The 22,142-nt window shown below is 61.0% G+C and carries 25 protein-coding genes; 13 read left to right on the top strand and 12 right to left on the bottom strand.

From position 1 onward, the window contains the following. Window positions 1-455: 455 nt before the first annotated feature. Window positions 456-1,187, top strand: coding sequence for a response regulator transcription factor RpaB (gene rpaB / locus NW845_RS00570; RefSeq protein WP_414365957.1), 732 nt, complete (start codon window positions 456-458; stop codon window positions 1,185-1,187). Here rpaB and NW845_RS00565 read toward each other — a convergent pair. The 3 genes from NW845_RS00565 to NW845_RS00555 form a co-directional block, all read right to left on the bottom strand. Beyond that, window positions 1,157-2,959, bottom strand: coding sequence for a tetratricopeptide repeat protein (locus tag NW845_RS00565; protein WP_414376238.1), 1,803 nt, complete (start codon window positions 2,957-2,959; stop codon window positions 1,157-1,159). The two genes, rpaB and NW845_RS00565, sit on opposite strands and share 31 nt — an antisense overlap. A gap of 168 nt (window positions 2,960-3,127) precedes the next feature. Next, on the bottom strand, window positions 3,128-3,328 hold the full coding sequence (locus tag NW845_RS00560) for a DUF2811 domain-containing protein (RefSeq protein WP_011430239.1): 201 nt from the start codon (window positions 3,326-3,328) through the stop codon (window positions 3,128-3,130). Between the two features lie 611 nt (window positions 3,329-3,939). Continuing rightward, entirely contained in the window at window positions 3,940-4,614 is a 675-nt protein-coding gene (locus tag NW845_RS00555; RefSeq protein ID WP_414335053.1) for a RibD family protein, read from the bottom strand. Window positions 4,615-4,703: 89 nt separating this feature from the next. Here NW845_RS00555 and NW845_RS00550 point away from each other — a divergent pair, with 89 nt between their 5' ends. The 3 genes from NW845_RS00550 (at window position 4,704) to clpS (ending at window position 7,543) form a co-directional block, all read left to right on the top strand. Further along, the gene (locus NW845_RS00550) at window positions 4,704-5,105 is read left to right on the top strand and encodes a hypothetical protein (protein WP_414335052.1); all 402 of its coding nucleotides are present in this window, start codon (window positions 4,704-4,706) and stop codon (window positions 5,103-5,105) included. Between the two features lie 133 nt (window positions 5,106-5,238). Continuing rightward, window positions 5,239-7,017, top strand: coding sequence for a hypothetical protein (locus NW845_RS00545; protein ID WP_414376236.1), 1,779 nt, complete (start codon window positions 5,239-5,241; stop codon window positions 7,015-7,017). A 220-nt stretch (window positions 7,018-7,237) separates the two neighbouring features. Continuing rightward, window positions 7,238-7,543: an ATP-dependent Clp protease adapter ClpS gene (gene clpS, locus NW845_RS00540; protein WP_414335062.1), complete on the top strand. Its 306-nt coding sequence runs from the start codon at window positions 7,238-7,240 to the stop codon at window positions 7,541-7,543. On the opposite strand, the gene cobT is transcribed toward clpS, so the two are convergent. Further along, window positions 7,492-8,619, bottom strand: coding sequence for a nicotinate mononucleotide-dependent phosphoribosyltransferase CobT (cobT, locus tag NW845_RS00535; protein ID WP_414365961.1), 1,128 nt, complete (start codon window positions 8,617-8,619; stop codon window positions 7,492-7,494). The genes clpS and cobT overlap by 52 nt on opposite strands. Before the next feature lie 156 nt (window positions 8,620-8,775). On the opposite strand from cobT, the gene NW845_RS00530 reads away from it, so the two are divergent. The 5 genes from NW845_RS00530 to NW845_RS00510 all read left to right on the top strand — a co-directional run bounded on the left by NW845_RS00530 (window position 8,776) and on the right by NW845_RS00510 (window position 11,457). After that, window positions 8,776-9,099, top strand: a complete 324-nt coding sequence (locus NW845_RS00530; protein WP_414335060.1) for a DUF1825 family protein — start codon at window positions 8,776-8,778, stop codon at window positions 9,097-9,099. Window positions 9,100-9,128: 29 nt separating this feature from the next. Beyond that, window positions 9,129-9,578 (top strand): Fur family transcriptional regulator, encoded by a 450-nt coding sequence (locus tag NW845_RS00525; RefSeq protein ID WP_414336590.1) that lies wholly within the window; start codon window positions 9,129-9,131, stop codon window positions 9,576-9,578. Continuing rightward, entirely contained in the window at window positions 9,575-10,078 is a 504-nt protein-coding gene (locus NW845_RS00520) for an AbrB family transcriptional regulator (RefSeq protein ID WP_414335049.1), read from the top strand. Before NW845_RS00525 ends, NW845_RS00520 begins: the two co-directional genes overlap by 4 nt. Before the next feature lie 75 nt (window positions 10,079-10,153). After that, a complete protein-coding gene (locus tag NW845_RS00515) occupies window positions 10,154-10,831 on the top strand; it encodes a chorismate pyruvate-lyase family protein (RefSeq protein WP_414376234.1) in 678 nt (225 codons plus the stop codon). Between the two features lie 386 nt (window positions 10,832-11,217). Further along, on the top strand, window positions 11,218-11,457 hold the full coding sequence (locus tag NW845_RS00510) for a hypothetical protein (RefSeq protein WP_414376231.1): 240 nt from the start codon (window positions 11,218-11,220) through the stop codon (window positions 11,455-11,457). Between the two features lie 3 nt (window positions 11,458-11,460). Here NW845_RS00510 and NW845_RS00505 read toward each other — a convergent pair whose 3' ends face one another. The 3 genes from NW845_RS00505 to NW845_RS00495 form a co-directional block, all read right to left on the bottom strand. Beyond that, window positions 11,461-11,772, bottom strand: a complete 312-nt coding sequence (locus NW845_RS00505) for a hypothetical protein (protein ID WP_414371039.1) — start codon at window positions 11,770-11,772, stop codon at window positions 11,461-11,463. 184 nt (window positions 11,773-11,956) lie between these two features. Next, entirely contained in the window at window positions 11,957-12,253 is a 297-nt protein-coding gene (locus NW845_RS00500; protein ID WP_414366127.1) for a hypothetical protein, read from the bottom strand. A gap of 9 nt (window positions 12,254-12,262) precedes the next feature. Then, window positions 12,263-12,622 (bottom strand): hypothetical protein, encoded by a 360-nt coding sequence (locus NW845_RS00495; protein WP_414371041.1) that lies wholly within the window; start codon window positions 12,620-12,622, stop codon window positions 12,263-12,265. Window positions 12,623-12,772: 150 nt separating this feature from the next. On the opposite strand from NW845_RS00495, the gene NW845_RS00490 reads away from it, so the two are divergent. Beyond that, window positions 12,773-13,015 carry a hypothetical protein gene (locus tag NW845_RS00490; protein ID WP_414376229.1) on the top strand — a complete coding sequence of 81 codons (243 nt, stop codon included), beginning with the start codon at window positions 12,773-12,775 and terminating at the stop codon, window positions 13,013-13,015. 36 nt (window positions 13,016-13,051) lie between these two features. On the opposite strand, the gene NW845_RS00485 is transcribed toward NW845_RS00490, so the two are convergent. From NW845_RS00485 to NW845_RS00475, 3 genes are read right to left on the bottom strand one after another with little or no spacing between them, the layout of a single operon-like run. Then, window positions 13,052-14,269, bottom strand: a complete 1,218-nt coding sequence (locus NW845_RS00485) for an anion transporter (RefSeq protein WP_414376227.1) — start codon at window positions 14,267-14,269, stop codon at window positions 13,052-13,054. Between the two features lie 21 nt (window positions 14,270-14,290). Further along, the gene (locus NW845_RS00480; protein ID WP_414376224.1) at window positions 14,291-15,799 is read right to left on the bottom strand and encodes a UbiD family decarboxylase; all 1,509 of its coding nucleotides are present in this window, start codon (window positions 15,797-15,799) and stop codon (window positions 14,291-14,293) included. A gap of 14 nt (window positions 15,800-15,813) precedes the next feature. Beyond that, window positions 15,814-16,710 (bottom strand): carbohydrate ABC transporter permease, encoded by an 897-nt coding sequence (locus tag NW845_RS00475; protein ID WP_414366134.1) that lies wholly within the window; start codon window positions 16,708-16,710, stop codon window positions 15,814-15,816. A gap of 185 nt (window positions 16,711-16,895) precedes the next feature. On the opposite strand from NW845_RS00475, the gene NW845_RS00470 reads away from it, so the two are divergent. From NW845_RS00470 to NW845_RS00460, 3 genes are all read left to right on the top strand, one after another. Beyond that, entirely contained in the window at window positions 16,896-17,231 is a 336-nt protein-coding gene (locus NW845_RS00470) for a YbaB/EbfC family nucleoid-associated protein (protein ID WP_414366136.1), read from the top strand. A 21-nt stretch (window positions 17,232-17,252) separates the two neighbouring features. Beyond that, a complete protein-coding gene (gene recR / locus NW845_RS00465) occupies window positions 17,253-17,852 on the top strand; it encodes a recombination mediator RecR (RefSeq protein WP_414366137.1) in 600 nt (199 codons plus the stop codon). 413 nt (window positions 17,853-18,265) lie between these two features. Beyond that, window positions 18,266-18,757, top strand: a complete 492-nt coding sequence (locus NW845_RS00460) for a hypothetical protein (RefSeq protein ID WP_414376223.1) — start codon at window positions 18,266-18,268, stop codon at window positions 18,755-18,757. Between the two features lie 152 nt (window positions 18,758-18,909). Here the strand turns inward: NW845_RS00460 and NW845_RS00455 are convergent, their stop codons facing one another. Next, window positions 18,910-20,937 carry a cation:proton antiporter gene (locus NW845_RS00455; protein WP_414376220.1) on the bottom strand — a complete coding sequence of 676 codons (2,028 nt, stop codon included), beginning with the start codon at window positions 20,935-20,937 and terminating at the stop codon, window positions 18,910-18,912. 333 nt (window positions 20,938-21,270) lie between these two features. Continuing rightward, the gene (locus tag NW845_RS00450; RefSeq protein WP_414376217.1) at window positions 21,271-21,999 is read right to left on the bottom strand and encodes an SDR family oxidoreductase; all 729 of its coding nucleotides are present in this window, start codon (window positions 21,997-21,999) and stop codon (window positions 21,271-21,273) included. Between the last annotated feature and the right edge of the window lie 143 nt (window positions 22,000-22,142).

Raw genomic sequence — 22,142 nt, 5'->3', positions numbered from 1 at the left:
AGTTGTGAAGGTATGTATCAAGTCGGGCAAAATGGCCGCACAATAGAGGGTTAAGGCGGGTTAGCAGCCGCTTCTGGATGATAGATTAGGTGGTAGAAAGTAACTTCTTACGAAGGCTTCTCAGATTCGGTTTGGCGCCAGTCAACCGCGGTAGGGTTTGGGGAGGAGTGCCACACCTGTGCTACCGAGCAGGAGCAAGTGAAGTTGAAGTTGGCGCTTTTAACAAGATTGAATCGAGTGCCGGGCGAGCCTTCGGTGTTTGTTTTCTGGAGCTGCATCCTTGGATTGCGGTTTCCGTTGCCGACAAACAAGGGTTTGGCAGCGTTGCAGTTCCCAGGGGAAGTCCACCCATCCAGAAGGAGCCCCTGAGGAGGCTGCGTCTGACCACCTCGAGTTCGCGCTCACCTCAATTTTTTCCAATCCTTTTCATCTAGAAGTTTAGGAGTTGCAGCACCGTGGAAGCCCAGCGCAAAGAACGGATTCTCGTGGTCGATGATGAGGCCAGCATCCGCCGTATTTTGGAGACTCGCCTCTCGATGATCGGGTACGACGTGGTTACTGCTTCCGATGGGGAGGAGGCGCTGGAGGTTTTCCGCAAGCAGGACCCTGACCTGGTGGTGCTGGATGTGATGATGCCGAAGCTGGATGGCTACGGGGTCTGCCAGGAGTTGCGCAAAGAATCCGACATCCCGATCATCATGCTTACGGCGTTGGGGGACGTGGCCGACCGCATTACCGGGCTGGAGCTGGGGGCAGACGACTATGTGGTTAAGCCGTTTTCGCCCAAAGAGCTGGAGGCCCGCATTCGTTCGGTGCTGCGGCGGGTGGCGCGGTCGTCCCATGAAGGGATCCCCAGCTCAGGGGTGATTCAGGTGGGGGACATTCGCATCGATACCAATAAGCGGCAGGTTTACAAGCGGGACGAGCGCATCCGCCTGACGGGGATGGAGTTTAGTTTGCTGGAGCTGCTGGTCAGCCGCTCTGGGGAGCCGTTTTCCCGCGCCGAGATTTTGCAAGAGGTGTGGGGCTACACGCCGGAGCGCCACGTGGATACGCGGGTGGTGGATGTCCACATCTCGCGGCTGCGGGCCAAGTTGGAGGATGACCCGAGCAACCCTGAGCTTATCCTGACAGCCCGCGGTACCGGCTATCTGTTTCAGCGCATCGTTCCAAAAGGCGAGGAGTAGGACGGGATCCCCCTTAGCAGCTCTTCCAGAGCCCTCCGCATCTGCTGCAGCGGGCCAACCCAGTTGCCACGAGCTTCTTGACGGAACAGGCGCATCACGCCGGGGTACCAGGGGCTGTCCTGCTGCTGGAGGAGCCAGCGCCAATCGGCGGCAAAGGGCAGCAGCACCCACACTGGCTTGCCCATCGCCCCGGCCAAGTGGGCCACGGCGGTATCGACACTGATCACCAGATCCAAGTGAGCAACCGCTGCAGCGGTATCGACAAAGCTGCGAAAACGGGATCCCAGCTCCATCACCTGGTGCTGCTCCAAGAGGGGGGCCCACTGGCTGAGATCTTCCCCCACCTGTAGGCTGACCCACTGCACGTCGGGCAAGTGGAGGTGCTGGAGCAGGAGGTCGAGAGGACAGCTTTTCAACCTTTGCACGCGGTTGAGTTCGGGGGTGGCGCGGCGGCCACTGGCCCACACCAGCCCCACCTTTATCCCCCTCTGGGGAACCTCGGGCCAATCTTCCGGCCAGGCGGAGCTGCAATCGGGACAGACCAGATAGGGGATGCGGTTGGGAATTGTCTCCAGCGTGGTGCCCAGGCGGCGGGGCAGGCTGAGCAGGGGCAGGTGCCAGTCAAAGGGAGGCAAGGGATCCCTCTCCGAGATAACCTGTACCTGGGGGAAGGCGGCTTGCACCAGCTCGACGAGGGAGCCCTGACAGCGGAAGAAAATTTGGGCTGCAGGATGGGCGGCGGCCAAGAGCGGCAGGTAGCGCACAAACTGAATGGTGTCCCCCAGCCCTTGTTCAGCGTAGACAAGCAGCGTCTGCTGGCCCAAGGGGGATCCCGGCCACAGGGGCGAAAGCAAGCGCGGATAGGCTGCCCCTTGTCGCTGCAGCCGCCATTCGTACTCCCGCCACCCCTCCTCGTAGCGGCCCAGGGTGAGCAAGGCCGTGCCCAGGTTGTAGTGGATCTCCGGCCAGTCGGGGGCCAACTGCAGGCCGCGCCGATAAGCCTCAATAGCGGCCTCGAGTTGGTTTTGCTCTTGCAGGACGGTGCCCAGGTTGTTGTGGGGCTGGGCATCCTCTCGCAGCAGCGGGATGGCCCGTCGCAGACAGTCGGCGGCCTCCTCTAGGCGGTCTTGTAGGTGCAGGCAGTGGCCGAGGTTGACGAGAATCCGCCCCTCCTGCGGCGCCAGGGCAAGAGCGCGGCGAAACCAGGCTTCTGCTTCCCCAAGCTGGTTGTCGAACAGGAGGGCGTTCCCCAAAGTCGCCAAAGCATAAACTTGGGGAGGCTGGGCTGCTGCGGCCTGGCGCAGCACTGCAATCGCCTGCTCCCGTTTCCCCAAAGCCAGCCAACAACTGCCCAACCGGAAGAGCAGTTGCCCATCGGCAGGAGCAAAAGCCAGGCCCTGTTCATAGGCGTGCGCCGCCTCCTCCGGGTTGCCCAGTAGCATCCAGGCATCGCCCAGCTCCTGCCAGGCTGGCACCCAGTCCCTTCTCAGATGCAAAGCCAATTGCAGGGGGGTCAGGGCTTGGCAGGGATCCCCCATCTGCAGATAGAGGGATCCCAGCAACGCCTGGGCGGCGAACAGGTGGGGATGGGCCCGGGTAAGCTGCCGGCAGAGGTGCAGTGCCGTCTCCAGATCCCCTGCTTGTCGGTGGCGCTCGGCCAGCGCCAGGGTCGCCTCCGGGGAAGGGCAGGGGGGTAGAGCGGAGCCTCGTCCTAGGCCCTTTGGCCCAGCCGTCTGCCGGTCGCTTTTTCCTCGCCCGAAGCCCTGTGGCACGGTTTTTCCCTTGGTGGATCCCTTTTTACCCTTCCCGCCGGCATGCGGCAACAGCGGGACATCTTCCTACTCAGGTTAACAGTTCAGGTTAGTAGGACGTTCTTGACAGAGTGTTCCTACCCCCCTGCCCATGCATCGGGCCATCCTCGGGGCTTGCCTTCCGAGGGCTCAGTTGCGGCGAAACAGGCTGTCTAAGTAAATACGGGCGGCGCGCCGATCTGTGTCTCCGCTCTGGAGCAGGAATAGCGAGAGTGCCGCCGTCACCACCCGATCTTGATCCCAGTCGGGGTGACGAGAGAGGTAGTTTTTGAGAGTGTCGTGTAGCTCCTCGGGAATTTCGCTCAAAATGCTGACGGTGGGAGAATCCATAGCCCAACCACCTACTCGGGGTTAACAGTGAAACCAAGAAAACCTAGGGATCCGGCCAAAACCGGGCCTGCCCAGAAGGGAATCGCAAACAAACCAACCCAGCTCTCTAACTTGGGTATGCCGGGGGCCGCATCAGCCCCGTCAAAAGCAAGACAGTCTGTAGAAGTTTGCCCCTAGCCCGTCCGGCAGCGGCCAGAGGATACCAGGCTGCCCCTTGGCCTTGTCTCAGGCAGGAGAAGGGATAGAGTTCTTGGGCAAAGGGTTCTTTGCCTCTGAGGAGAGCTGCCAGGAAAATCTCCCCCTCACCTCAGGTGCGGCTATTCTCCCCTCTGCCCCATGGGGGCTGTCAATCCTGGGCAGCGGCTCCAAGTTTGTTAAAGTCCGCCGCTGGTTTTGATGCCATCGGCAAAAACGGCGCGATCCCGTTACATTCCTAAAGGTGTATCCGCCTGAACTTTCCAGTTTGGACTTTTCCACAGAAACCCTCGCTGCCGTTTCCTGTGGCAAGGAGTCTGTGGAAAACAGCCCGCCCGCCTGTGGAAAGTCTGGGGAAAACCTGTGGATTTCTGAGAAATCTAAATTTGTCCAAAAATTTTTTCTCGCGAGCCCCCTCAGGGCCACTCGACCCGGTAGCGCAAAAACAGCTCCTTAGAGCCACGGTGGCACTCCAGCAGCTCCAGCTGGGGCGGGGATCCCTGCAGTTGCCAGCCCTCGATGCTAGCCGGGGCATCGGCATACCCACTCAGCAACACCGGCGCCAGGGTTACCCACAGCTCATCCAAGCTCCCTGCCTGCAAAAACGCGCCCAAAAGCCGCCCCCCGCCCAGCAACCCCACCCGTTCAATGCCCAAACTGCGCAGGCGGGCCAGCCGTGCCGGCAGATCCCAATCGGCAGCCACCCAGATATCTGCAAAGCCGGTGCGGTTCTCCCAAATCCGGGATCCCTGGGGAGTGGTCCACAGCCAACGGGTGAGGGGCTGCCGAAAAAACGGCAAATCCTCAGGAATATCCCCGCTGCCGGAGCAGATGATCGTCAGAGGCTGAGGGGAGAGGCCCTGCTGGAGTCGGCGTTGGATGAGCTCGGGATCCCGGAGGCGAAGGCTGGTGCCGTAGGCCCGCAGCGTGGCCGCCCCCATAATCAAAGCCTGTTGCCGGGCAGCTTGGTTTTCCAGGTGCCGATAGTCTTCGGCGCTGGCGAAGTGGGGCCTTTGCCCGCGGTGAGCTGCCAGCTTGCCATCCAGACTTTGGGCCAAGATGGCCACCACATGGGGACGAGCCGTTTTCAAAGGCAAATCGGGAGCAATCGGCCAGAATAGAGTTAACAGGGGTCACCCCCTTGCCGCTTTGGTTTTGGGGTCACCTACGCGGGACAAGGATGCTCGGGACATTCCAATCTTCCACCATCCGCATCGAAGTCGAGGCCAGTGCATCGACGATACAGCGCTGCTTGACCGAGGTGGAGTTGTTGCAGCAGTGGATCTGGCCACAGCAATTGCAGGGATCCCTGCCCGCCAGGCTGGAGCCGGGCAGCACCTTTGCCGTCCAATGGGGCCCCCTCTCGATCCTGCACCAAGTGGAAACCCTGCTGCCGGAACGGCTGCGCCTGCTGATGTGGGGCGGAGCCGATGGCTACTGTGATTGGCGGTGGGGGAACGGCTGGGTGCAGTTGCGGGTAGAAGCCGTTTCTCTCTTGCCCTTGGGCTTGGGACAATTGCTGATGCTGCGCCGGCTTCAGCAGTTTGCTCAGAGCCGGGAACAACGGCCTCTTGCAGCTTAAAGATGGACATTCCTGCAACATCCGTGGATCCCCGGCTTGACAAAATGCATCACAGTTACACTCCCTCGCCTTTCTAAGAATTTTCCGACATGATAGCTGTAGTTAAGCTTACTCCTCATGTCCGAGAGGCCCCATGAATCCGTTGACCAGCCCCAGCCCAGCCGCTATTGAGCGGGAGAAGTTCGAGATCCGCTTGGGGGAAGCCCTCAACAAAGCGGGGTTGCTCACCCCCGCCCAGTTGGCTCAGGCCATGTGGGAAAAGGCGGACAGCCCCCTGATGTTGGGGGAGCTGTGTATGCAGCACGGCTGGGTTGCCCCGCAAGATCTCTATCCTTTGATCCCGGTCGAGTTGGTGCGCATCGGCGAGATCCTGGTGCTGCACGGCTACCTGGAGGTGGAGCACGTGTATCAAGCTCTGCTTCAGCAAAAGCACCACCCCGAGCGCAAGTTGGGGGAGATCCTGGTGCAGCAGGGCTGGGTGCAACCCCACTGGTTGGAGTGGGCCCTCGACAAGCAGCAGCAGCTACGGCGACGGCGAGGAGCTGCCAACAGTTGGGAAGTGATGGTGGAGCAGTGGTCCACCATTCCGGATCAGCCTCCCCTCTACGCTTCGCCGCTGCAGGCAGCGCAGCAGGTTCACAAAGCTACCGCGCAATACAAAGCCCAACTGGAGCGCTACCAAGAGCAGGTTGCCGCCCTAAAGGCGCAACTGGAGCAGGAGCGACAGCACCAGCAAGCTACAGCCGAGCAGTTGCGGCAGCAGATTGCTAACTACCAGGCCCAGCAGCAGCGAATGGCCGAGTTGGAAGCCCAACTGGCCGCCCAGATTCAGCAGGGATCCGAGCAACACAGGGCTGCCCAGCAGCGCATTCAAGAGTTGGAGGAGCAGCTCCAAGCCCAGCAAGATCGGGGATCCGCGCAAGTCCAGGCCCTGGCCAAACAGTTGCAAGCTTCCCAAGCCGAGCTGGAGACCTTACGTCGCCGCTGCCACGAGCTGACAGAATGGCAATCCCAGGCCAAACCCAAGCTGCAAGAGCTGGGATCCCGGCTGCAGCAGCACCAGCAAACGGAAGCCCACCTGCGCCAGACGCTGGAGCAGAAGGAAGCCCAACTGGCCACCCTGAGCCAATCGTTGCAGGAGCACCAGCACCAACTCCAACTGGCTCAATCGACGAAAACTCGCCTCATCGCCGACCTGGCCCACGCCCGCCAAGAAGCCGCCGAGACCATCCACCGGCTGCAGATGCAACTGCAGGAAACTCAAGCCCGACTCCAAGAAACCCAAGCCCAGCTCCAACAGGCCCAAGAGCAGGTGCGTCAGCTCCAAGCCCAACTGCAAGCAGTTCAGACACAGCCAGCCCCTCCCCCTGCCACCGTACCTACGGCCCAGCAACAAGTCCCGCCGCAGGCCATCTCAACGCCGACTGTAGCCGCAAGAGCAGCAGAAGGGGAATTACCGCCCCAAGGGTATTTGGGAGAAGAGGACTTGGAAGCGCTGCAGCGGGCCACCCCTTGGGTGCAGCGGATCTTGACCCAATTGCGGGCAGCCGGCCTCCTCGACAATGCTGGCATCGAAGCCGTCATCCATGCCTGGGAAACAGAGGGCGGCACCTTCACGGATGTGCTGACCCACCACAGCGGCCTCAAGCCAGAGACGGTCAAGTTTTTCAGCGAAGACGGCTACTCTGTGTACCTAGCAGGTGGACGGCATGTAGCCGACTACCTTAAGGCTTCGGGGCTGGTCAGCGCCGTCCAAATCGAACAGATCCAGAAGCACCTGCCGCCGGGGGGATCCCTGTGTCAGGCGCTTGTCGAAGCCGGGCTCCTGTCGCAAGCCACCGCCCTCTACTTTGAGCGCCACTTCGGCGGCAAAAAGCCCCGCCGCTCCCTGCGGGAAGAGCTGATGTTGTGAGAGTGGGTCGGGAATCCGCACCTCTTTCCCATCTCTTGCACCGGCAAGGAATCCGAGGGCAAACATGGGCTGCCTGCAGACCCCATGCGTCCACTGAAGTTAACTAGACTAGGAACTAGAATAGACTCAGAATCAACAGCGGCCTATTTTTGGCTGTTGAGAAAGCTGAATCAAATCTGAGGCATTAAAGTTACGGGATGTTGTCTTGAGTTCTGCTGCTATGACCACGGAAGCTCCCACTCGACTGGCTCAGCAGTCGTCTCCGTCGAGAACCCGGGTTCGTCAGCCCTACCCCCACTTCAAGGTGATCGTCTTGGATGACGATTTCAACACCTTTCAGCACGTTACCGAATGCCTGCTCAAGTACATCCCCGGCATGACCCTGCCCTTGGCGCGACAACTAACCGTGCAGGTGGATGCCGAAGGGCAAGCGGTCGTCTGGGTCGGCCCGCAAGAGCAAGCGGAGCTCTACCATCAACAGTTGCTGCGGGAGGGCCTGACGATGGCCCCCCTGGAGCCGGCCTGAAGCACAAGTTGCTCGTAGCTGCGCTCAACGGCGGCCAACAGCTCTGCCTGGCCCCAGCCGGCATATAGGCTGCTGGCAATGGCCAGCCCACCCGCCCCCACCCCCTCCTTGACATAGCCTCGCTCGTAAGCCTGTAAGGGGGCGTAGCGGCTCTGGGCAAAGCTCAGTTGGGTAGCCAAAAGGGGGGCAGTTCCCAGCAACTCGGCCAAGGCCACCGTATTGCCGGAGGGATCCTCGGCCACCCAGCGGGTGGTGCCTACCACTACGTTCTCCGGGGGCCAAGGGATCCCTTGCTCTTCCCCCCAGCGCCGCATCAGGGCCAGCACCGCCAGCATCTGGGTGCCGCCCGCCAGCAGCACCGGCCCCCGCTGGGCTGCCGCCATCGCCAGCCCGGCCACAAAGGGCTGCATCGGATCCCCCACAGCGGCCACCACCTCCGGCGCTGTAGCGTTGGGCGAGAGATGGGCCAGACCTTGCCGCGCCAAGGCCAGCTTTTGGGCGTGGTTACAGACCGGGTGGCTGCTGTTGACCATGCCCTCTGCTTGCCAGCCCAGCCCCAGCAACACCGCCAGTGCCGTGGTGGTGCCCCCTGCCACACATTCGCCGATGACGCAGTAGCTCGACTCCAGCCGGGATCCCCGCTCGTACCCCTCCTGCCACAGGGATCCCACCCGTTCCAGAGATAAAGCCTGCCCTGTGCTCAAGCAGCGGGCCATCCCCCTGGCGCTTACCGTTTCTGCCCCCGGCAGCGGCTCCGGCAAACCACAGTCGAACACGCGACAGGGGATCCCCAACTCCCTCAGGACGGCGCGGCTGATCACCACCGGTGAAGGATAGCCATCGGGAGAGGTGGGTAAGCGGTGAGAATAGCCCCCCAGCAGCACCTCTCCATCGGCAAGGGCCGTGTAGCGCCGCAAGGAGGGCGTGGCGCCGGCAGCGGAGATGCCCGGCACAAGAGCTGTTTCCGTAAACCCCAGGCAGGCCAAAAACAGCGGTCGGGATCCCTGCACCCGTTGGCACCACTGCCGGGCTAAAGCCGGCTGCGTGTAAGCCTTCACACCAGGAAAGGGGAACATAGCAGAGAGCGGGGCAGACAGGCCCAAACTCCATTCTCCACCCAAGCGAAGGGCGGGATCCCGTACTGGCCGGAAAACGGCAGGGACTGCGCCCCCCAGCCCGATCGGATAGGATAGGTATACCCAATACAGTTTATGCAGAGCAAACCGAAGGCCATGAGTTTTTTCGACTCGGAGATCGTCCAAGAAGAAGCCAAGCAACTGTTTCAGGACTTCCAAAACCTGATGCGACTTGGCGAGCGCTACGGCCAATTCGACCGGGAAGGCAAAAAAATCTTCATTGAACGAATGGAAGAATTGCTGGAGCGCCAGCGCATTTTCATGAAGCGGCTGGAGCTCTCCGACGACTTTATGGCTCAGATGACCATCAAACAACTGCAAACCCAGCTTGGGGGATTTGGGCTCTCCCTAACCCAAATGTTCGACCAGATGCACCAGACCCTAGAGCGCATGAAAGCCGAGGCAGACTCTGAGCGTTGACCCCAAAGAATGACCCAGACAAAAGGATCATGTCTTCTTCCCGCCAGACCCGCAACCAGAAATTAATTCTGGAGCTGCTAGAGCAGCGCTCACAGCCCCTTTCGGCGCAAGAGATCTTTTTGGAGTTACGCAATGCCAACCACACGGTGGGTCTGGCCACGGTTTACCGAGTTTTGGATGCTCTGCGCAATGAGGGCAAGCTGCAGGCGGTCAACTTGGGGGATCAGCAAACCTACTATCAGGTTCTGCCCAGCAACGGCCACAACCGCCATCACCTGATCTGCACCGAATGTCGGCGGGTGGTGCCTCTGCCGGATTGCCCGGTGGAAGATCTGGAGGAGCAGCTTGCCAGCCGCTACCAATTTGTGATCGAGTACCATGTGCTGGACTTCTACGGCATTTGCGCTGAATGTCGTGGAAAAGGTGGGCCAAGCCCTGCTTTGCAGAGATCCCCTTGCCGCGAGGCCAAGCCGCAATGATGAACTATCTCTGGACGGTGTTGATCGGGTTGGCAGGTGCCCTGATTGCAGTCAAGCTGAGGCTGCCGGCAGGAGCCTTGGTGGGCTCGATGGTAGCAGTGGGTTTGGTCAATGTTTGGGGGGCGATCCCGATCCCCACTCCCCCAGCCGGGATCCGCTTTGTCATGCAGGTGGTGCTGGGCATCCTTTTGGGCAGCAAGCTCACTGCTGAGACCTTCTTTGCCCTGAAGGATCTGTGGCGACCGGCCCTGCTCTGTACGGTGATTGCGGTGGGCACGGGAGTTTTGTCGGGGTATTTGATCTCCCGTTGGTTGGGCATCGAGCGCCTCACGGCCATCTTGGGCACGGCGCCAGGGGGCATTTCCGATATGAGCTTGATTGCCCTGGACATGGGAGCCCAAACCAGCACAGTGGTGGTCATGCATCTGGCCCGCCTGATCAGCGTCATCGTGGTCGTCCCCTGGGTGGTACGGCTGCTGATCCAGCCGGGCACCAGCTAGGCAAGCCCCTAGAGCTGCAGCAGGGGGTGGGTTAGACTAAGGAGCGATACAGAACTTAACAACCGAACCTCCGCCTTGGAACTTTCCCCTTCTCCACTGACCTACCAGGCCGACGCCGCGGGATCCCCTTGGAGCGCTGCTCTCTGTTCTAACGTCTCCTCTGGCCAAGGCGATTGGTGGCCCCTGCAACTGCATTGGCAGGGGGAGGTAGACCCGCTACAGCCTGAGTTGGTGCAGGTGGATCCCGTGTTGCGCCTGCTGCTCTTGGGGGATGGCTTGACCACCCGCAACCTGGCTGCCTTGACCCAAGAGCCGATTCAGGCCCATCTGCTCGACACGGGCCGGGTCGATTTGCCGGCGGAGCAGAGGGCCGCCCCCCAGTCCATGCAACGGCTGGCCAAGGATTTGGCACGGCTGGGATCCTCCTTGATGCGGCGGCGGGTTTGGCTGTGTGGAGCAACCTCTCAGCAGCCCTTGCTCTATGCCACCTCTTGGTGGAACTCCGACCATCTGGCTCGATACTTGCCCCATCCCAATCTGCCCATTGGTCAAAACCTAATCCAAGAAAAACTGGAGACCTTTCGCGAGTTGCGGCGGCTCTACTACGGCGAAGCCGAGCCCATTGCCCGGCTTCTCAACTGCCCCGGTCCTTTTTGGGCTAGGCACTATCTCCTGTTACACCGGGGCCAGCCTTTGACGGTTATTTACGAGGTCTTTTCCTCCCGCCTGCGGGCCAGAGTCCTGCCTGGTTAGGGCACCCAGCGCACGGCTTGCCGGCGTTCTTTGCTACCGTTGGCCGATAGCATGCGAGTTGGGCTGGCCGCTAGGAGGGAGAAAGGAGACCAGCAGAAGGGGCAACTGGGACCGAGATCCTTCTAGGGCGTTGCCCGTGTCGGATGTCTGGGGGGACAGAGGAGGCTGCCAGAGAAGGATCCGCATTGCCGAGAAACTGAGAGGTGCCAACAACAACCGTTTTGCTGGCCACATCCAAACCTTGGGCCGGGCTGAGGACATTCCAGAGGGCCAAACTTGCCAAACAGAGAGCAGCCCCCCTCTAGCCGGCACTCAAGAGCGCAAGCCAAGCAGCAGAGGTCACAGCCGGCTGCGGCAAGGGGGAGGGCTTGGGGATGAGACTGAGGATGAATCTGCTGCTTAACCTGCTCATACCGCTCCTTTGGGCGATAGGGCTGTGGAGGGTAGACGGGTTATTCGGCAAGGCTTACCTGCCTATTGACAAAGAACGGATTGGCTTAGCCCACCAACTGTTTGGCCTGTGTTTTCGCAGAGTTCCCCCTAGTTGGCGAGACGACATTGGCCGGCTGGAGTTGATCCCGCGACATACCAAACGGGATTTCGAGCTTGAGCGGCAGAAAGAGTAGTCCTCAATCTAGGTAAGCGCTCAGCTCCTGCTCCAAGGTGGGCAGTTGCACCTCTCCCCGCTCCAGCTCCTCCAGGTCTTGCAGTTGTCTACGCAGGCGGGCAATCCGCTCCCGTAGATACTCTTTGATGCCCTTAGCCCCCAGGCTGAGGCAACTGCGGCAGATCTCGCCATAGATTTGGCCGCGGTCGTTGTAGACCACCGCCAGCAGCACCTGCTGCCCCTTTTTCTGGATCGGGGTGGCCCATCCGCCGCAGATAATGCAGGGCACGCGGCCATTGCCCCCGTAAATGCTGCGTTCCCAGACAATTTTCACGCTCGGCCTCCCTGCAACTGTCGCCCACCAGCATAAAAACCCAGGGGGATCCCTTGCCACCCTAGATCACTTGCCAACTCCCCTCTCCCTCAGGGAGAGGGGTTGGGGGTGGTCGCGTTAGCGGCGCGGAGCGCTTGGGCTGCCTCAGGGAGAGGGGTAAGGGCGGGATCCCTACCATCTAAGCCTAAGCGTTGGGTTGGGTGGGCTGGCTGGGCCGGGAGCGGTCAATGGTGCGGTAGGTGAGGCTGGCTGCTACCTCTAGGGCTTTGGCAGCGTCGCGGAAATAAAATCCCAGCTCCTCATCTTTCTCAGTGCGGTTGGGTTTATTGAACTTGGCCTTGAACTGCACATTGCAATACATGGCCAACCCCACCAAAACCTCTGACAGGCCGTGCTGGTTGATCAGCCGTTCCACATCCGTGAGCAGGCTTTTGATTAGGGCGTCGGCTACTGGCTCTGGCAAACTGTCCAGGTCGTGCATCGGGATTCCTCAGCAAACGAAATGGCAAGCCGGCGGGTTTGGATTCCGGCTCAACTTCTCCTGATTTTCCTGCATCTTTTTGGGAATGCCCAATTCTGTCGCTAACGCTGCTGCCACTGCCGGAGCCACAGGGTGACGAATGGAGGGCTCTCTAGCCACCTGCTCCAGGCGATAGCCATGCTCTTTGGAGCCGGGATCCGCACGCGGTTCAGGCAACTGTGCCGGGGGCAGCGCGAAGCAAGCCGGGCAAAGCGGGCCGAGAACCACTCCCGCATCGTTGAAGAGGTGGCGCACCCGCTTCTTGCCTTCAAACCATCTGCCACAGGCCGCGCAGTAGCAGGCAGGGGTGAAGTGGCAAGCCGTTGCCAAAGGACGCCGTCCCGCTGACGCGATGGATTCGCATAAACCTCCGGAAGGGCGTAGTGTCTCTTTTGAGCCCTCGCTTTTTGGAGCTTCCCCGCAAGGGACAATGCGAAAATAGGCCAAGCGCAGCGTAGAGTGCAGGTTTGGAGTGAAGCCATGCCGGTAGCTTCTGAATATGCCTTTCCCTTCGAGCACCACCAGAAGTTCTCCCTGGATAACCCCACCATCTCTAGCCCTGGCGTCTCCAAACGGGAATACGTGGCCATCAGGGTGTTGCAGGGCATGCTCAGCAATCCCCAAACCGCCATTGGCGATCTCTCGCCTGAGCAGCGACAGGCTTTGGTCTACACGGCAGTGTTGTTGGCAGATGAGCTTTTGGCTGCCCTCGCCACGCCATAGGCATTTCTCTAGTCCCTCTTGTTGGAAATCACAGGCTCAAGGCCGGCCCAGCCACAGGCCACTGAAGCCCAAAGTCAGCAGCGTTAGGGGCAGACCAAAGCGCAGGTGCTCTCCAAAGGTCAACACATACCCCTTTCTGGCTGCCGCCTCAACGGTAATCAAATTGGCCACTGCCCCAAACAAGGTCAGATTGCCCGCCAAGGTGGAGCCGGCAGCTAGGAGTAGCCAGGCAGTCGTCCCCTGCAGTGGGAGCAGCGACTGCAGCAGCAGCACTGCCGGCACGTTGGAGATGAGGTTGGACAGGAGGGCAACAGCAGCCAGCAGCGCCAACGGGGATCCCGCCACCTGCTCCGCCCAGGGCCCTAGGCTGGGTCCCCAGCCGGCCAGCAGCTCTCGGGTTGCCCGTGTCAGGATAAACAGCCCAGAGAACATCACCAACAGATTCCAGTCCACCTGCCCCAAAAACCGCTCCGGCTTCAGCCGGCGGGTAATCAACAAGAGGGCTGCTGCCAGCAGGGCCGACTCGGCTAGGGGCAAGCCGGCCACAAAGGCCCCAAACAGCGCCACTGTAATGGCTACGCTCTTGCGCAACAGGGGTGGGTAGAGGCGCAGCGGCGTCCAAGGCGCCTGATGGATGAAGGGCTGCAGCGAGCGCACCTCGGGGTAGTAGAGCCACAGCAGCCCCACCTCCAGCAGCAGCCCCACCACGGCAATCGGGGTCATCTGGGCGGCAAACTCCAGGTAGCCAATCCCGGAGAAGGAGCCGATGAGGATGTTCTGCGGGTTGCCGCTCAGGGTGGCTACAGACCCTAGGTTGGTGGCTGCCGCCAAGCCCAAGAGATAGGGAATGGGGTTCAGCCCCAGCACAGTGGTTACCTGCAGCGTGAGGGGGGTAAACACCAGCGCCAGGGTATCGTTGAGGAGAAAGGCCGAGAGCAGCCCACTGCCAAACACCAGCATAAGCAAAAGCCCGAAGGGGCTGCGGCTAACCCGAATTAGGCCCAGCAAAGCCAACTGGAAGGCGCCGCCCTGAGACAAGCTGGCGTTCACCACCATCATGCTGAGGAGAAAGACAATTGTGGTTGGGTCGATGGCTGCCCAGGCCTGCGGCAGCGGCACCGTTCCCAGGGCAATGAGCAAAGCGGATCCCACCAGGGCAATCGTGGCCCGGTTCATGCGCAGCCGGGGCAGGGATCCCAGCCCCAGCCCGACATAGCTCAGGATCAGCACCACCCAAGAGAGTGCCTGTTGCACCTGCCAGCCTCTTAGCCCTCCCTAGAACTCGTAGCCAAACAGGCGCGGATCCGCCGGCTGCAGCTTGAGATCCGCCAGACCGTACTCGGCCCAGCGGCGATCCACCCGGCGGGCCACTTCCGGATCCGAGGCAAGCGGTTGCCGCCAAGGGGTGTCCGTTTCCGGCGGGATCTTGGTGGTGGCGTCGATCCCCATCTTGCCCCCCAGGCCCCGCTTTTCGGTGGCAAAGTCCAGGGCGTCAAAGGGGTTGTCCGGCAGAATAAACACATCCCGCTGCGGATCCACCCGCGAACACAGGCACCAGAGCACCTGCCGCGGATCCCGCACGTTGATGTCCTTGTCCACCACGATGACAAACTTGGTGTAGCTAAATTGGGGCAGGGCGCTCCAAAAAGCCAGGGCCGCCCGCCGCGCTTGGCCGGGGTAGGCCTTGTCGATGGACAAAATCGCCGCCTTGTAGCCCAGGGCCTCCATGGGCAAAAAGAAGTCCACAATCTCCGGCACCTGCTGCCTGAGGATGGGGGTGTAAATGCGGTTCAGGGCCAGCGCCATCATGTCGTTTTCCTTGGGGGGCTTGCCGCTGAAGGTGGTGAGGTAGAGGGGATCCCGGCGGTGGGTGAGGCAGTGGAAGCGAATGAGGGGAGCCTGCTCGTTGCGAGGGCCGTAGTAGCCAATGTGATCCCCGGCGGGGCCGTCGGGGGCCACCTCCCCCGGCGTGATGGTGCCCTCCAGGACAATCTCCGCGTGGGCCGGCACCTCCAAATCCACCGTCTTGCAGCGGGCGAGCGGCAGTCCTTCCCCACTGTAGAGACCGGCAAACAGCCACTCCGACAGATCCACCGGCAGGGGCGTGGCTGCTGCCAGGATCACGGCGGGATCCACCCCAATGGCCACCGCCACTTCCAGCTTCCGGCCCAGGGCCGCCGCCTTGCGCAGGTGCCGCGTCGCCCCCCGCACCGACAGCCACTGCACCGTCATCGTGTTGCGGCTTTGCAGTTGCAGGCGGTACACCCCTACGTTGGGGATGCCGTTTTCCGGGTCTTTGGTAACCATCAGGCCCAAGGTCAGCACCCGCCCGGCATCGCCAGGATAGACCCGCAGCAGGGGCAGTTGGGTGAGATCCACCGCCTCACCCAGCAGCACCACCTGCTGACAGGGGGGGAGCAGATCCCGGCTGGGCCTAGCCTTGAAGACACTAAACAGCGCCTGTCCCAGCTCCACCGCCTGGGCAAAATTTTTTGGCGGGCGCGGCTGGTAGAGCAAGGCCAACTTTTTCCCCAGCTCCTCCAGCTCCCGCGGCTCCTCCATCCCCAGCGCCCAGCAGATGCGCTCCACCGTGCCCAAAACGTTGATCAGCAGCGGCATCGCGGATCCCTTCACCCGCTCAAACAGCAGCGCCGGCCCCCCGCAAGCCAAAAGGCGATCGGCGATCTCGGCAATTTCCAAATCGGGATCCACCTCCGCGGCGACGCGGCGAAGCTGGCCACGGGACTCCAGCAGGGCAATAAAACGGCGCAGATCTCTGGGCATGAGTTGGGGACAGTTTACTTGTCGCGGCTGAGGGCTAGGCCGCTCATGAAAGGCTTTTGCAGGGCAATAAACACCACCAGCGGCGGAATGCTGGCGATGATCGCCCCCAGCATCATGGGGCCATAGGAGGCGGAGCTATCCAAGTTGAGTAGAGATTGCAGCCCCACCTGCACCACCTGTCGCTCCCGGCCTTGCACGATCAAGCGGGGCCACAGGTACATATTCCAAGCGTAGACGAAGTGAATCACCGCCTGGGCCCCGATGGCGTTCCAGCTCAGGGGGATCAGCACTTGGGTGAGAAACTGCAAGGGGTTTGCCCCGTCCAGTTGGGCTGCCTCCGCCAGCTCGCGCGGGATGTTGGAAAAATGTTGGCGAAACAAAAATGTAGCCGTGGCGCTGGCCAGAAAAGGCACGATCAAAGCGTAGTAGGTGGATCCCCAGCCCAAGTTGGTAACTAGCCTCAGCAGGGCGATGATCAAGATTTCTGTGGGCATCATCAAGGTCATGAGCACAAAGCCAAAGGCCAGCCCCTTGCCTGGAAAGCGAAAGTAGACAAAGGCCAGCCCCGCCAACAGCGACAAAACCGTCTTGCCCACTGTGATGGCCGTCGCCACGATGGCGCTGTTGACCATGTAATGGCCTAGGTGACGCGCCACCATCACCTGCTGCCAGTTAAAGGCAAACGAAGAGCCAAAGGTCAATTGATAGCGAAACACCTCGGCGTTGTTTTGGGTGCTCACGATCAGGGCATACAACACCGGAAACCCCAACGCCAAACAGGCCAGCCACAGGCCCAGGTGGACATACCAGCGCTCCGGGATCCAGCGCCGCCAGGACAAGGGAGAAGACTTTTGGCCCACGGGGCTGGGCTGGGCGGCTAGCGACTGCGGATCCTGCAACAGTTGAGCCATGACACCTCCAGGCAGAGGACGCTGAGGGGCAGGGGGAGCTTTTGCCCTCTCTGTTGAGGATAATTCGTCAGGATTAACCCCAGGCTAAAAAGGCCGATCTGACCTGGGTTCCCAGCTTGGCGGGTACTTTATACCGGCGAGAGGAAAGGAGTAGAGTAGAACAGCAGTGTCTGAAAGAGGATCCCATGACCCGAGGCTTTGGTCCCTTCGGCAAAATTCAGGAAGCCCTCAAGAAAGCCCAAGAGGTGCGCGACGGTGCCCAAAAACTGCAAAAAGAGCTGGAAGAAATGGAGATCGTCGGCGAGGCCGGCAATGGGCTGGTGAAGGTGACGGTGAACGGCAACCAGGAGCCCCTCAAGGTCTCTCTGGATCCCCAAGTACTCCAGGAGCCGGTGGATGTGGTGGAGGACTTGCTCCTAACGGCGATGGTGAACGCCTACACCCAGTCTGCCGAGACGATGCGCAAACGCATGGAGGAGCTGACCGGAAATATTAGCCTGCCGGGGTTAGGGTTGGGCTGATCCCGGCCAGCCTGGCTTCCTATGTACACTCGCCCTTTGGCTCGCCTGATCGAGGAGCTGCAGCGGTTGCCCGGCATTGGCTCCAAAACAGCTCAGCGCCTGGCCTTGCACTTAATTAACCGGCCCGCTAGCGAGGTCGAGGCCCTGGCCAAAGCCCTGCTGGAGGCCAAGCAAACCGTTAAGTACTGCTCCGTCTGCTTCAACTGGTCGGCGGAAGATCCCTGCGAGATCTGTCGCTCGCCGCAGCGGGATCCCTCCACCTGGTGCGTAGTGGCCGATGTCAAGGATCTCATCGCCATGGAGCGCACCCGCGAGTTCAAGGGCCTTTACCACGTTTTGGGAGGCCTGATCTCGCCCATGAACGGGATCGGGGCCGAGCAGTTGCGCATCCGCGAGCTGGTGGCCCGGGTGGCGCGGGAAAAGCCCCAGGAGCTCATCTTTGCCCTCAGCCCCAGCGTGGAGGGGGAGGTCACCATGCACGTGGTTAAGGATTACCTGAAGCCGGTTGCCCCCGGCCTGCGCATGACCCGTCTGGCCTTTGGCCTGCCCATGGGATCCGAGCTGGAGTATGCCGACGAGGTCACCCTGGCCCGTGCCCTAGAAGCGCGGCAGGAGTTTTAGCTTAATCGGCGGGAAGCCCCGCACTGTATTTGTGAATTGTGCTTACTCAAGAGTAAATCAGTGTCGGGATGAAAGCCGTTCGTCCTACACTTGAGGAGAACAAGTTAAATCTCCGGAGAGTTTCCCGCCGTGGGTCGCACGGTGGCAGCACGCTGAGGCCTCTGGACAAACAAGTCCAAACAAGTCTGTGAAGCGTGAAGCCCGTCCTCTATCTAAGTTGCGTTTACTCAACGAAGATGAGTGTCGGGAGGCGTTCACGCCTAGGCAACTGCGGGCTGAGTTTGCCCCAGAGTAAGCCTCCGATGTCCAACCCCGAAGTTGTTGCTAAGGTGAGGACAAGGGGTTTTGTCATGGGATCCCGGTACTTACCTGAGGTCAAGTAAAGTTCAACCAGCAATGCGGAGGGGGCAGCGATGGCGGATACGGCGCAAACTCACCTCAGTTCAGGCCCCGTCCAGGGGCTGGACTATGTAGTTCTGGGAGTGGCCTCTTGCTTCCAACGGGATGAGGACGGTCGCCTCAGGGAGGTGTTGGTGGCCGAGCCGGTTCCCGCCGCCGCCCTGGATTGCCTCGCCCAAGAGCGCCGCAGCACTTCTTACTGCCTTCTCTACGCCACTACTTACGCAGAAGTTGTCGATAACGGGATCCCGACTTTGCCCGCCGATGTTTTCCCGCCAGGGGTGGTGCTGGGAGAAGGTTTTGTGGAGCGGCTACAAGCGGCGGCCCGTACGTACCGCAGCAAGCCCCAATTTCGTCACATCCCCCTGCACCAGGTCTGCACGCCAGAGAGGGGGGTGTTCAAGCTCCATTTCAGCGCTGAGCCGCGGCGAATTCTCAACGCGGTAATGGAAGTGAGGGATGCCGACAACATCAAGCAGCACCCCCACACCCATCAGCCTTTCTAGGCCCGCTAGCAGCTATCGCTACCACGTCTGATGAGCAACCAAAGTTGCTTACGGGCTTTTTCGCCCCGCACTTAAGTACGGGGCTACCAAGCCGCCCCGCTGTGTGATAAGGAAAGCTGCGCTGTCGGGCAAAGAAGGGATCCCTGTAGGCCTCAGAGGGGCTCCCCAACCATGATCAAAGAGCAGGTGAGGCGTTCTAGGAGGCGAGTGGTCGTGTCGCTGAAGGATAGGCTCCCGCTGGGGTTACGCCGCCGAAAAGAGGGCAACACCACCAGGTCAAACCCTTGGGCCTCCTGCAAGAGAGCTTTGACGACCTCGTCGCTGGCCAAGACTTTTACCTGGACGGGGTAGCCCAAGTCTGGCTGTTGGGCCAGGGACAAAAGCTGCGCCTCCAGCCACTGGCGATCGCTTTCGGGGGTGCTGGCGAGGCAGATGTGGAGCAAGGTAACCTCTCCCTGGTTGGCGGCAGCCAAGATCTCGGCTAAGCGCACTGCCCGAGCCGCCTGCGAGCGAAAGTTTTCCAGCGCCACCAGGATCCGCCGCAGCTTGTGAGGGGGCTGGAGCAGGCGCGCCACGGCAACCGGGCAATGGGCAGCCCAGAGGACACTGTTGATGACACTGCCGAAGAGGCGGGCCCGCAAGCGGGTGGGATCGCTCCAGCCCATGACGATGAGGCTGGCGTTCTGCTCACGGCTGGCGTGGCTGATCCCTTGGGCAACGTGGCTGTCGATGCGGCTGAGGGGGGTAACTTCTACTCCCAAGGCCTGACAAAACTCCACTGCCCGCCGCAGCAGACCCTCGCCGTGTTCTAGAGAGTCCTGCAGCAAGGGAGAGTCCATGTGCAGGTGGCCGGTCGCCACTGCGAGGGGAACCACCCGCCCGCCCTCGTGCTTGGCCAGGAGGCAGGCCATCTCCAGCAGGTTTTCCTCGGTTTCGGGATTGGCCAGGGGCACCACGACCACGTAGGGCTGGGGAGGCGGCGCTACAGAGACCCCTGCCCCAGACGGGAGTCGGCCCTGTTCCTCCTCCCTGGCCATCTGCGTAGCCGCCCGAGTAGTCAAAATTGGGCCCAGCGTGGCCGTAACCAGCATTAACACCACCACGCTGTTGAGCACCTCTGCATTGAGCAACCCCACGCGGTACCCCACCAGGGTTGCTGCCAAGGTGGCCGCCACCTGGGGTAAGGAAAGCGACCACATCATCAGCTTTTGCGCCGGGGTGTAGTGGTAGAGCCACTGACAGAGTTGGGCGGCAGCGTATTTGCTTAGAGTCAACCCCAGCAGGATACTCAGTATCAGCCAAAGGGAGCTGAGGGTTTGTAGAAAGGCGCGCAGGTCGAGCAACAGCCCTATATCCACAAAGAAGACGGGGATGAACAAGATGCTGCCGACAAAGACGATCTTCTCTTTGACAGAGCCCTCCCGCAGCACATCGTTCACGGCTAGCCCCGCCAGAAAGGCGCCGATGATCTTCTCTACCCCAATCCACTGCGCCCCCAGAGCTGCCACAAACAGAGCCAGCAGCACAAACAAAAATTGGTTGCCCTCTTCGCTGCCGGTTACACGAAAAAACCGCTGCCCCAGCCAGTCCACCCCAAACAGGACCGCAGCCGCATACAGCAGCAGGGATCCCAGCAGCCGCACCAAGCTCCAGAGGGAAAACTCACCGCCGTGGATGCCGACACAGACTGCCAAGACCAGCAGCGCGGCAATGTCGGTGAAGATGGTGCCGCCGATGGTGACCAGCACCGCCTCGTTTTTCACCAGGCCATAGCGGCTGACAATGGGGTAGCCCAGGGGAGTGTGGGAGGCAAACAGGGATCCCAGCAGGATGGCGGCGTTCCAGCCGAAGCCAAATAGCCGCCCAATGGCAGTGCCCACGGTTAGGGGGATGGCAAAGGTCAACACGCCAAAGGTGGCGGAGCGGTTGCGGGTCTGCCGAAATTGCTCCAGGTCGATCTCCAGCCCAGCCACAAACAGCAGGTAGACCACGCCGATATCCGAAAGCAACTGCACTGTCGGCAGCTTTGAGCTCAGTAGGTTCAGCCCCTGCGGCCCCAGGGCGATCCCCGCCGCCAAAAGGCCCACCAGCCCCGGCAAGTGCAGCCGCTCAAAGAGCAGCGGCACCACCAGGATCACCCCCAGCAGTAGAGCAAACGAGAGGATAGGCTCCTCTTGCAAAAGTGAGCGTATGGCCTCCATTGGCCAGGCCCTCGAGTGGACACCTTCCTGATTATGGAAGCAACCTGCCCAAATAGCCGCAAGCAGCCCCCCGGCTTGGTCAACCCTCCTCTGGCCAGGAAGGGGCTTGCCAACTTTAGCCAGGAGGGATCCCACCCCTTCTCGGGACTCTCCTAAAGGTGCTCTCAGCAAACCTTAGCTACTGGGGGGACCCTCCTGGACTTGCAGCGTCAGGGCCAGGATCCAGATACCCCCGCGAAAGAAAGTAGGATACTCTACAACCACGCGGTGGGACATCCCGTGGCTGCTCGTGGAGGGACTCCAGGATCTCTGTTACAGAAACTGATGGCTTTCCGGCTGCAGCACCACCTCGTTGGGCACGGCATTGGCGGGCAGCGTGAGGACAAAGTGAATGGCCTCGGCAGCCGTGGCGGGGCTGAGCATTTTGTCCCGCTGCACCTTGAGGCTGATGGGATCCCAGAAGGGCGAGTCAATGCCGCCAAAGTAAAACAGGGTAAAGCGCACCCCAAAGCGCTTCAGCTCATCGGCCATGCACTTGCTAAAGCCGACCACGCCAAATTTGGCGGCACAGTAAGCTGCAGCCATAGCCATAGGGTGACGCCCAAGAATGCCGGGGAAGTTGAGGATGTGGCCGGATTTTTGCTCCCGCATGGCGTTGGCCGCCAGTTGGCTGGTGTAGAAGCTGCCCTTGAGGTTAACCGCCAGCATCCGCTCCAGCTCGGCAGGGGTAATTTGCGGGGCAGGCTTGAGGATCCCGGCTCCTGCCAGGTTGATCAACACGTCGATCCGCCCGTGCCTTTGTAGGGTCTGGTTGACAAGGGCCTCCACCTGGGCATAGTCCGTTACATCGGCAGGGATCCCCAGCCCGGAGGCAGCCCCCAGGGACACCGCTTTCTCCGCCAGCGCGCGCAAGGGATCCTCTCGCCGCGCCGCCAGCACCAGATGGGCTCCGGCCTGGGCCAACATAGGCACAAGGGCGCTGCCAATACCCCCTGTGGCCCCTGTAATGAGAACAACCGCCTGGGACAATAAGGAAGACACGTTATGTTTTTTAAACTCTTCCCCTCATCATACCTAGGGAGTGGCCTTGAGGGGCGATCCAGAGAGTTAACGTAAGGTGCGGAATTCCCCACCGTCTATACGGTGGGGATGGATAGCACCCTCTGACTGATTCTGGATGTATT

The organism is Synechococcus sp. H60.2, from assembly GCF_047462315.1.
Taxonomy (GTDB): Bacteria; Cyanobacteriota; Cyanobacteriia; order Thermostichales; family Thermostichaceae; genus Thermostichus.
This window is presented reverse-complemented; position numbering and strand designations above follow the sequence as displayed.

Excerpts from the sequence above, each read along its gene's own strand:
- NW845_RS00560 (WP_011430239.1), bottom strand. The coding sequence starts at position 3,328 with ATGGATTCTCCCACCGTCAGCATTTTGAGCGAAATTCCCGAGGAGCTA.
- NW845_RS00550 (WP_414335052.1), top strand. The coding sequence starts at position 4,704 with ATGCTCGGGACATTCCAATCTTCCACCATCCGCATCGAAGTCGAGGCC.
- NW845_RS00545 (WP_414376236.1), top strand. The coding sequence starts at position 5,239 with ATGAATCCGTTGACCAGCCCCAGCCCAGCCGCTATTGAGCGGGAGAAG.
- clpS (WP_414335062.1), top strand. The coding sequence starts at position 7,238 with ATGACCACGGAAGCTCCCACTCGACTGGCTCAGCAGTCGTCTCCGTCG.
- cobT (WP_414365961.1), bottom strand. The coding sequence starts at position 8,619 with ATGTTCCCCTTTCCTGGTGTGAAGGCTTACACGCAGCCGGCTTTAGCC.
- NW845_RS00530 (WP_414335060.1), top strand. The coding sequence starts at position 8,776 with ATGAGTTTTTTCGACTCGGAGATCGTCCAAGAAGAAGCCAAGCAACTG.
- NW845_RS00525 (WP_414336590.1), top strand. The coding sequence starts at position 9,129 with ATGTCTTCTTCCCGCCAGACCCGCAACCAGAAATTAATTCTGGAGCTG.
- NW845_RS00520 (WP_414335049.1), top strand. The coding sequence starts at position 9,575 with ATGATGAACTATCTCTGGACGGTGTTGATCGGGTTGGCAGGTGCCCTG.
- NW845_RS00510 (WP_414376231.1), top strand. The coding sequence starts at position 11,218 with ATGAATCTGCTGCTTAACCTGCTCATACCGCTCCTTTGGGCGATAGGG.
- NW845_RS00500 (WP_414366127.1), bottom strand. The coding sequence starts at position 12,253 with ATGCACGACCTGGACAGTTTGCCAGAGCCAGTAGCCGACGCCCTAATC.
- NW845_RS00490 (WP_414376229.1), top strand. The coding sequence starts at position 12,773 with ATGCCGGTAGCTTCTGAATATGCCTTTCCCTTCGAGCACCACCAGAAG.
- NW845_RS00480 (WP_414376224.1), bottom strand. The coding sequence starts at position 15,799 with ATGCCCAGAGATCTGCGCCGTTTTATTGCCCTGCTGGAGTCCCGTGGC.
- NW845_RS00475 (WP_414366134.1), bottom strand. The coding sequence starts at position 16,710 with ATGGCTCAACTGTTGCAGGATCCGCAGTCGCTAGCCGCCCAGCCCAGC.
- NW845_RS00470 (WP_414366136.1), top strand. The coding sequence starts at position 16,896 with ATGACCCGAGGCTTTGGTCCCTTCGGCAAAATTCAGGAAGCCCTCAAG.
- recR (WP_414366137.1), top strand. The coding sequence starts at position 17,253 with ATGTACACTCGCCCTTTGGCTCGCCTGATCGAGGAGCTGCAGCGGTTG.
- NW845_RS00460 (WP_414376223.1), top strand. The coding sequence starts at position 18,266 with ATGGCGGATACGGCGCAAACTCACCTCAGTTCAGGCCCCGTCCAGGGG.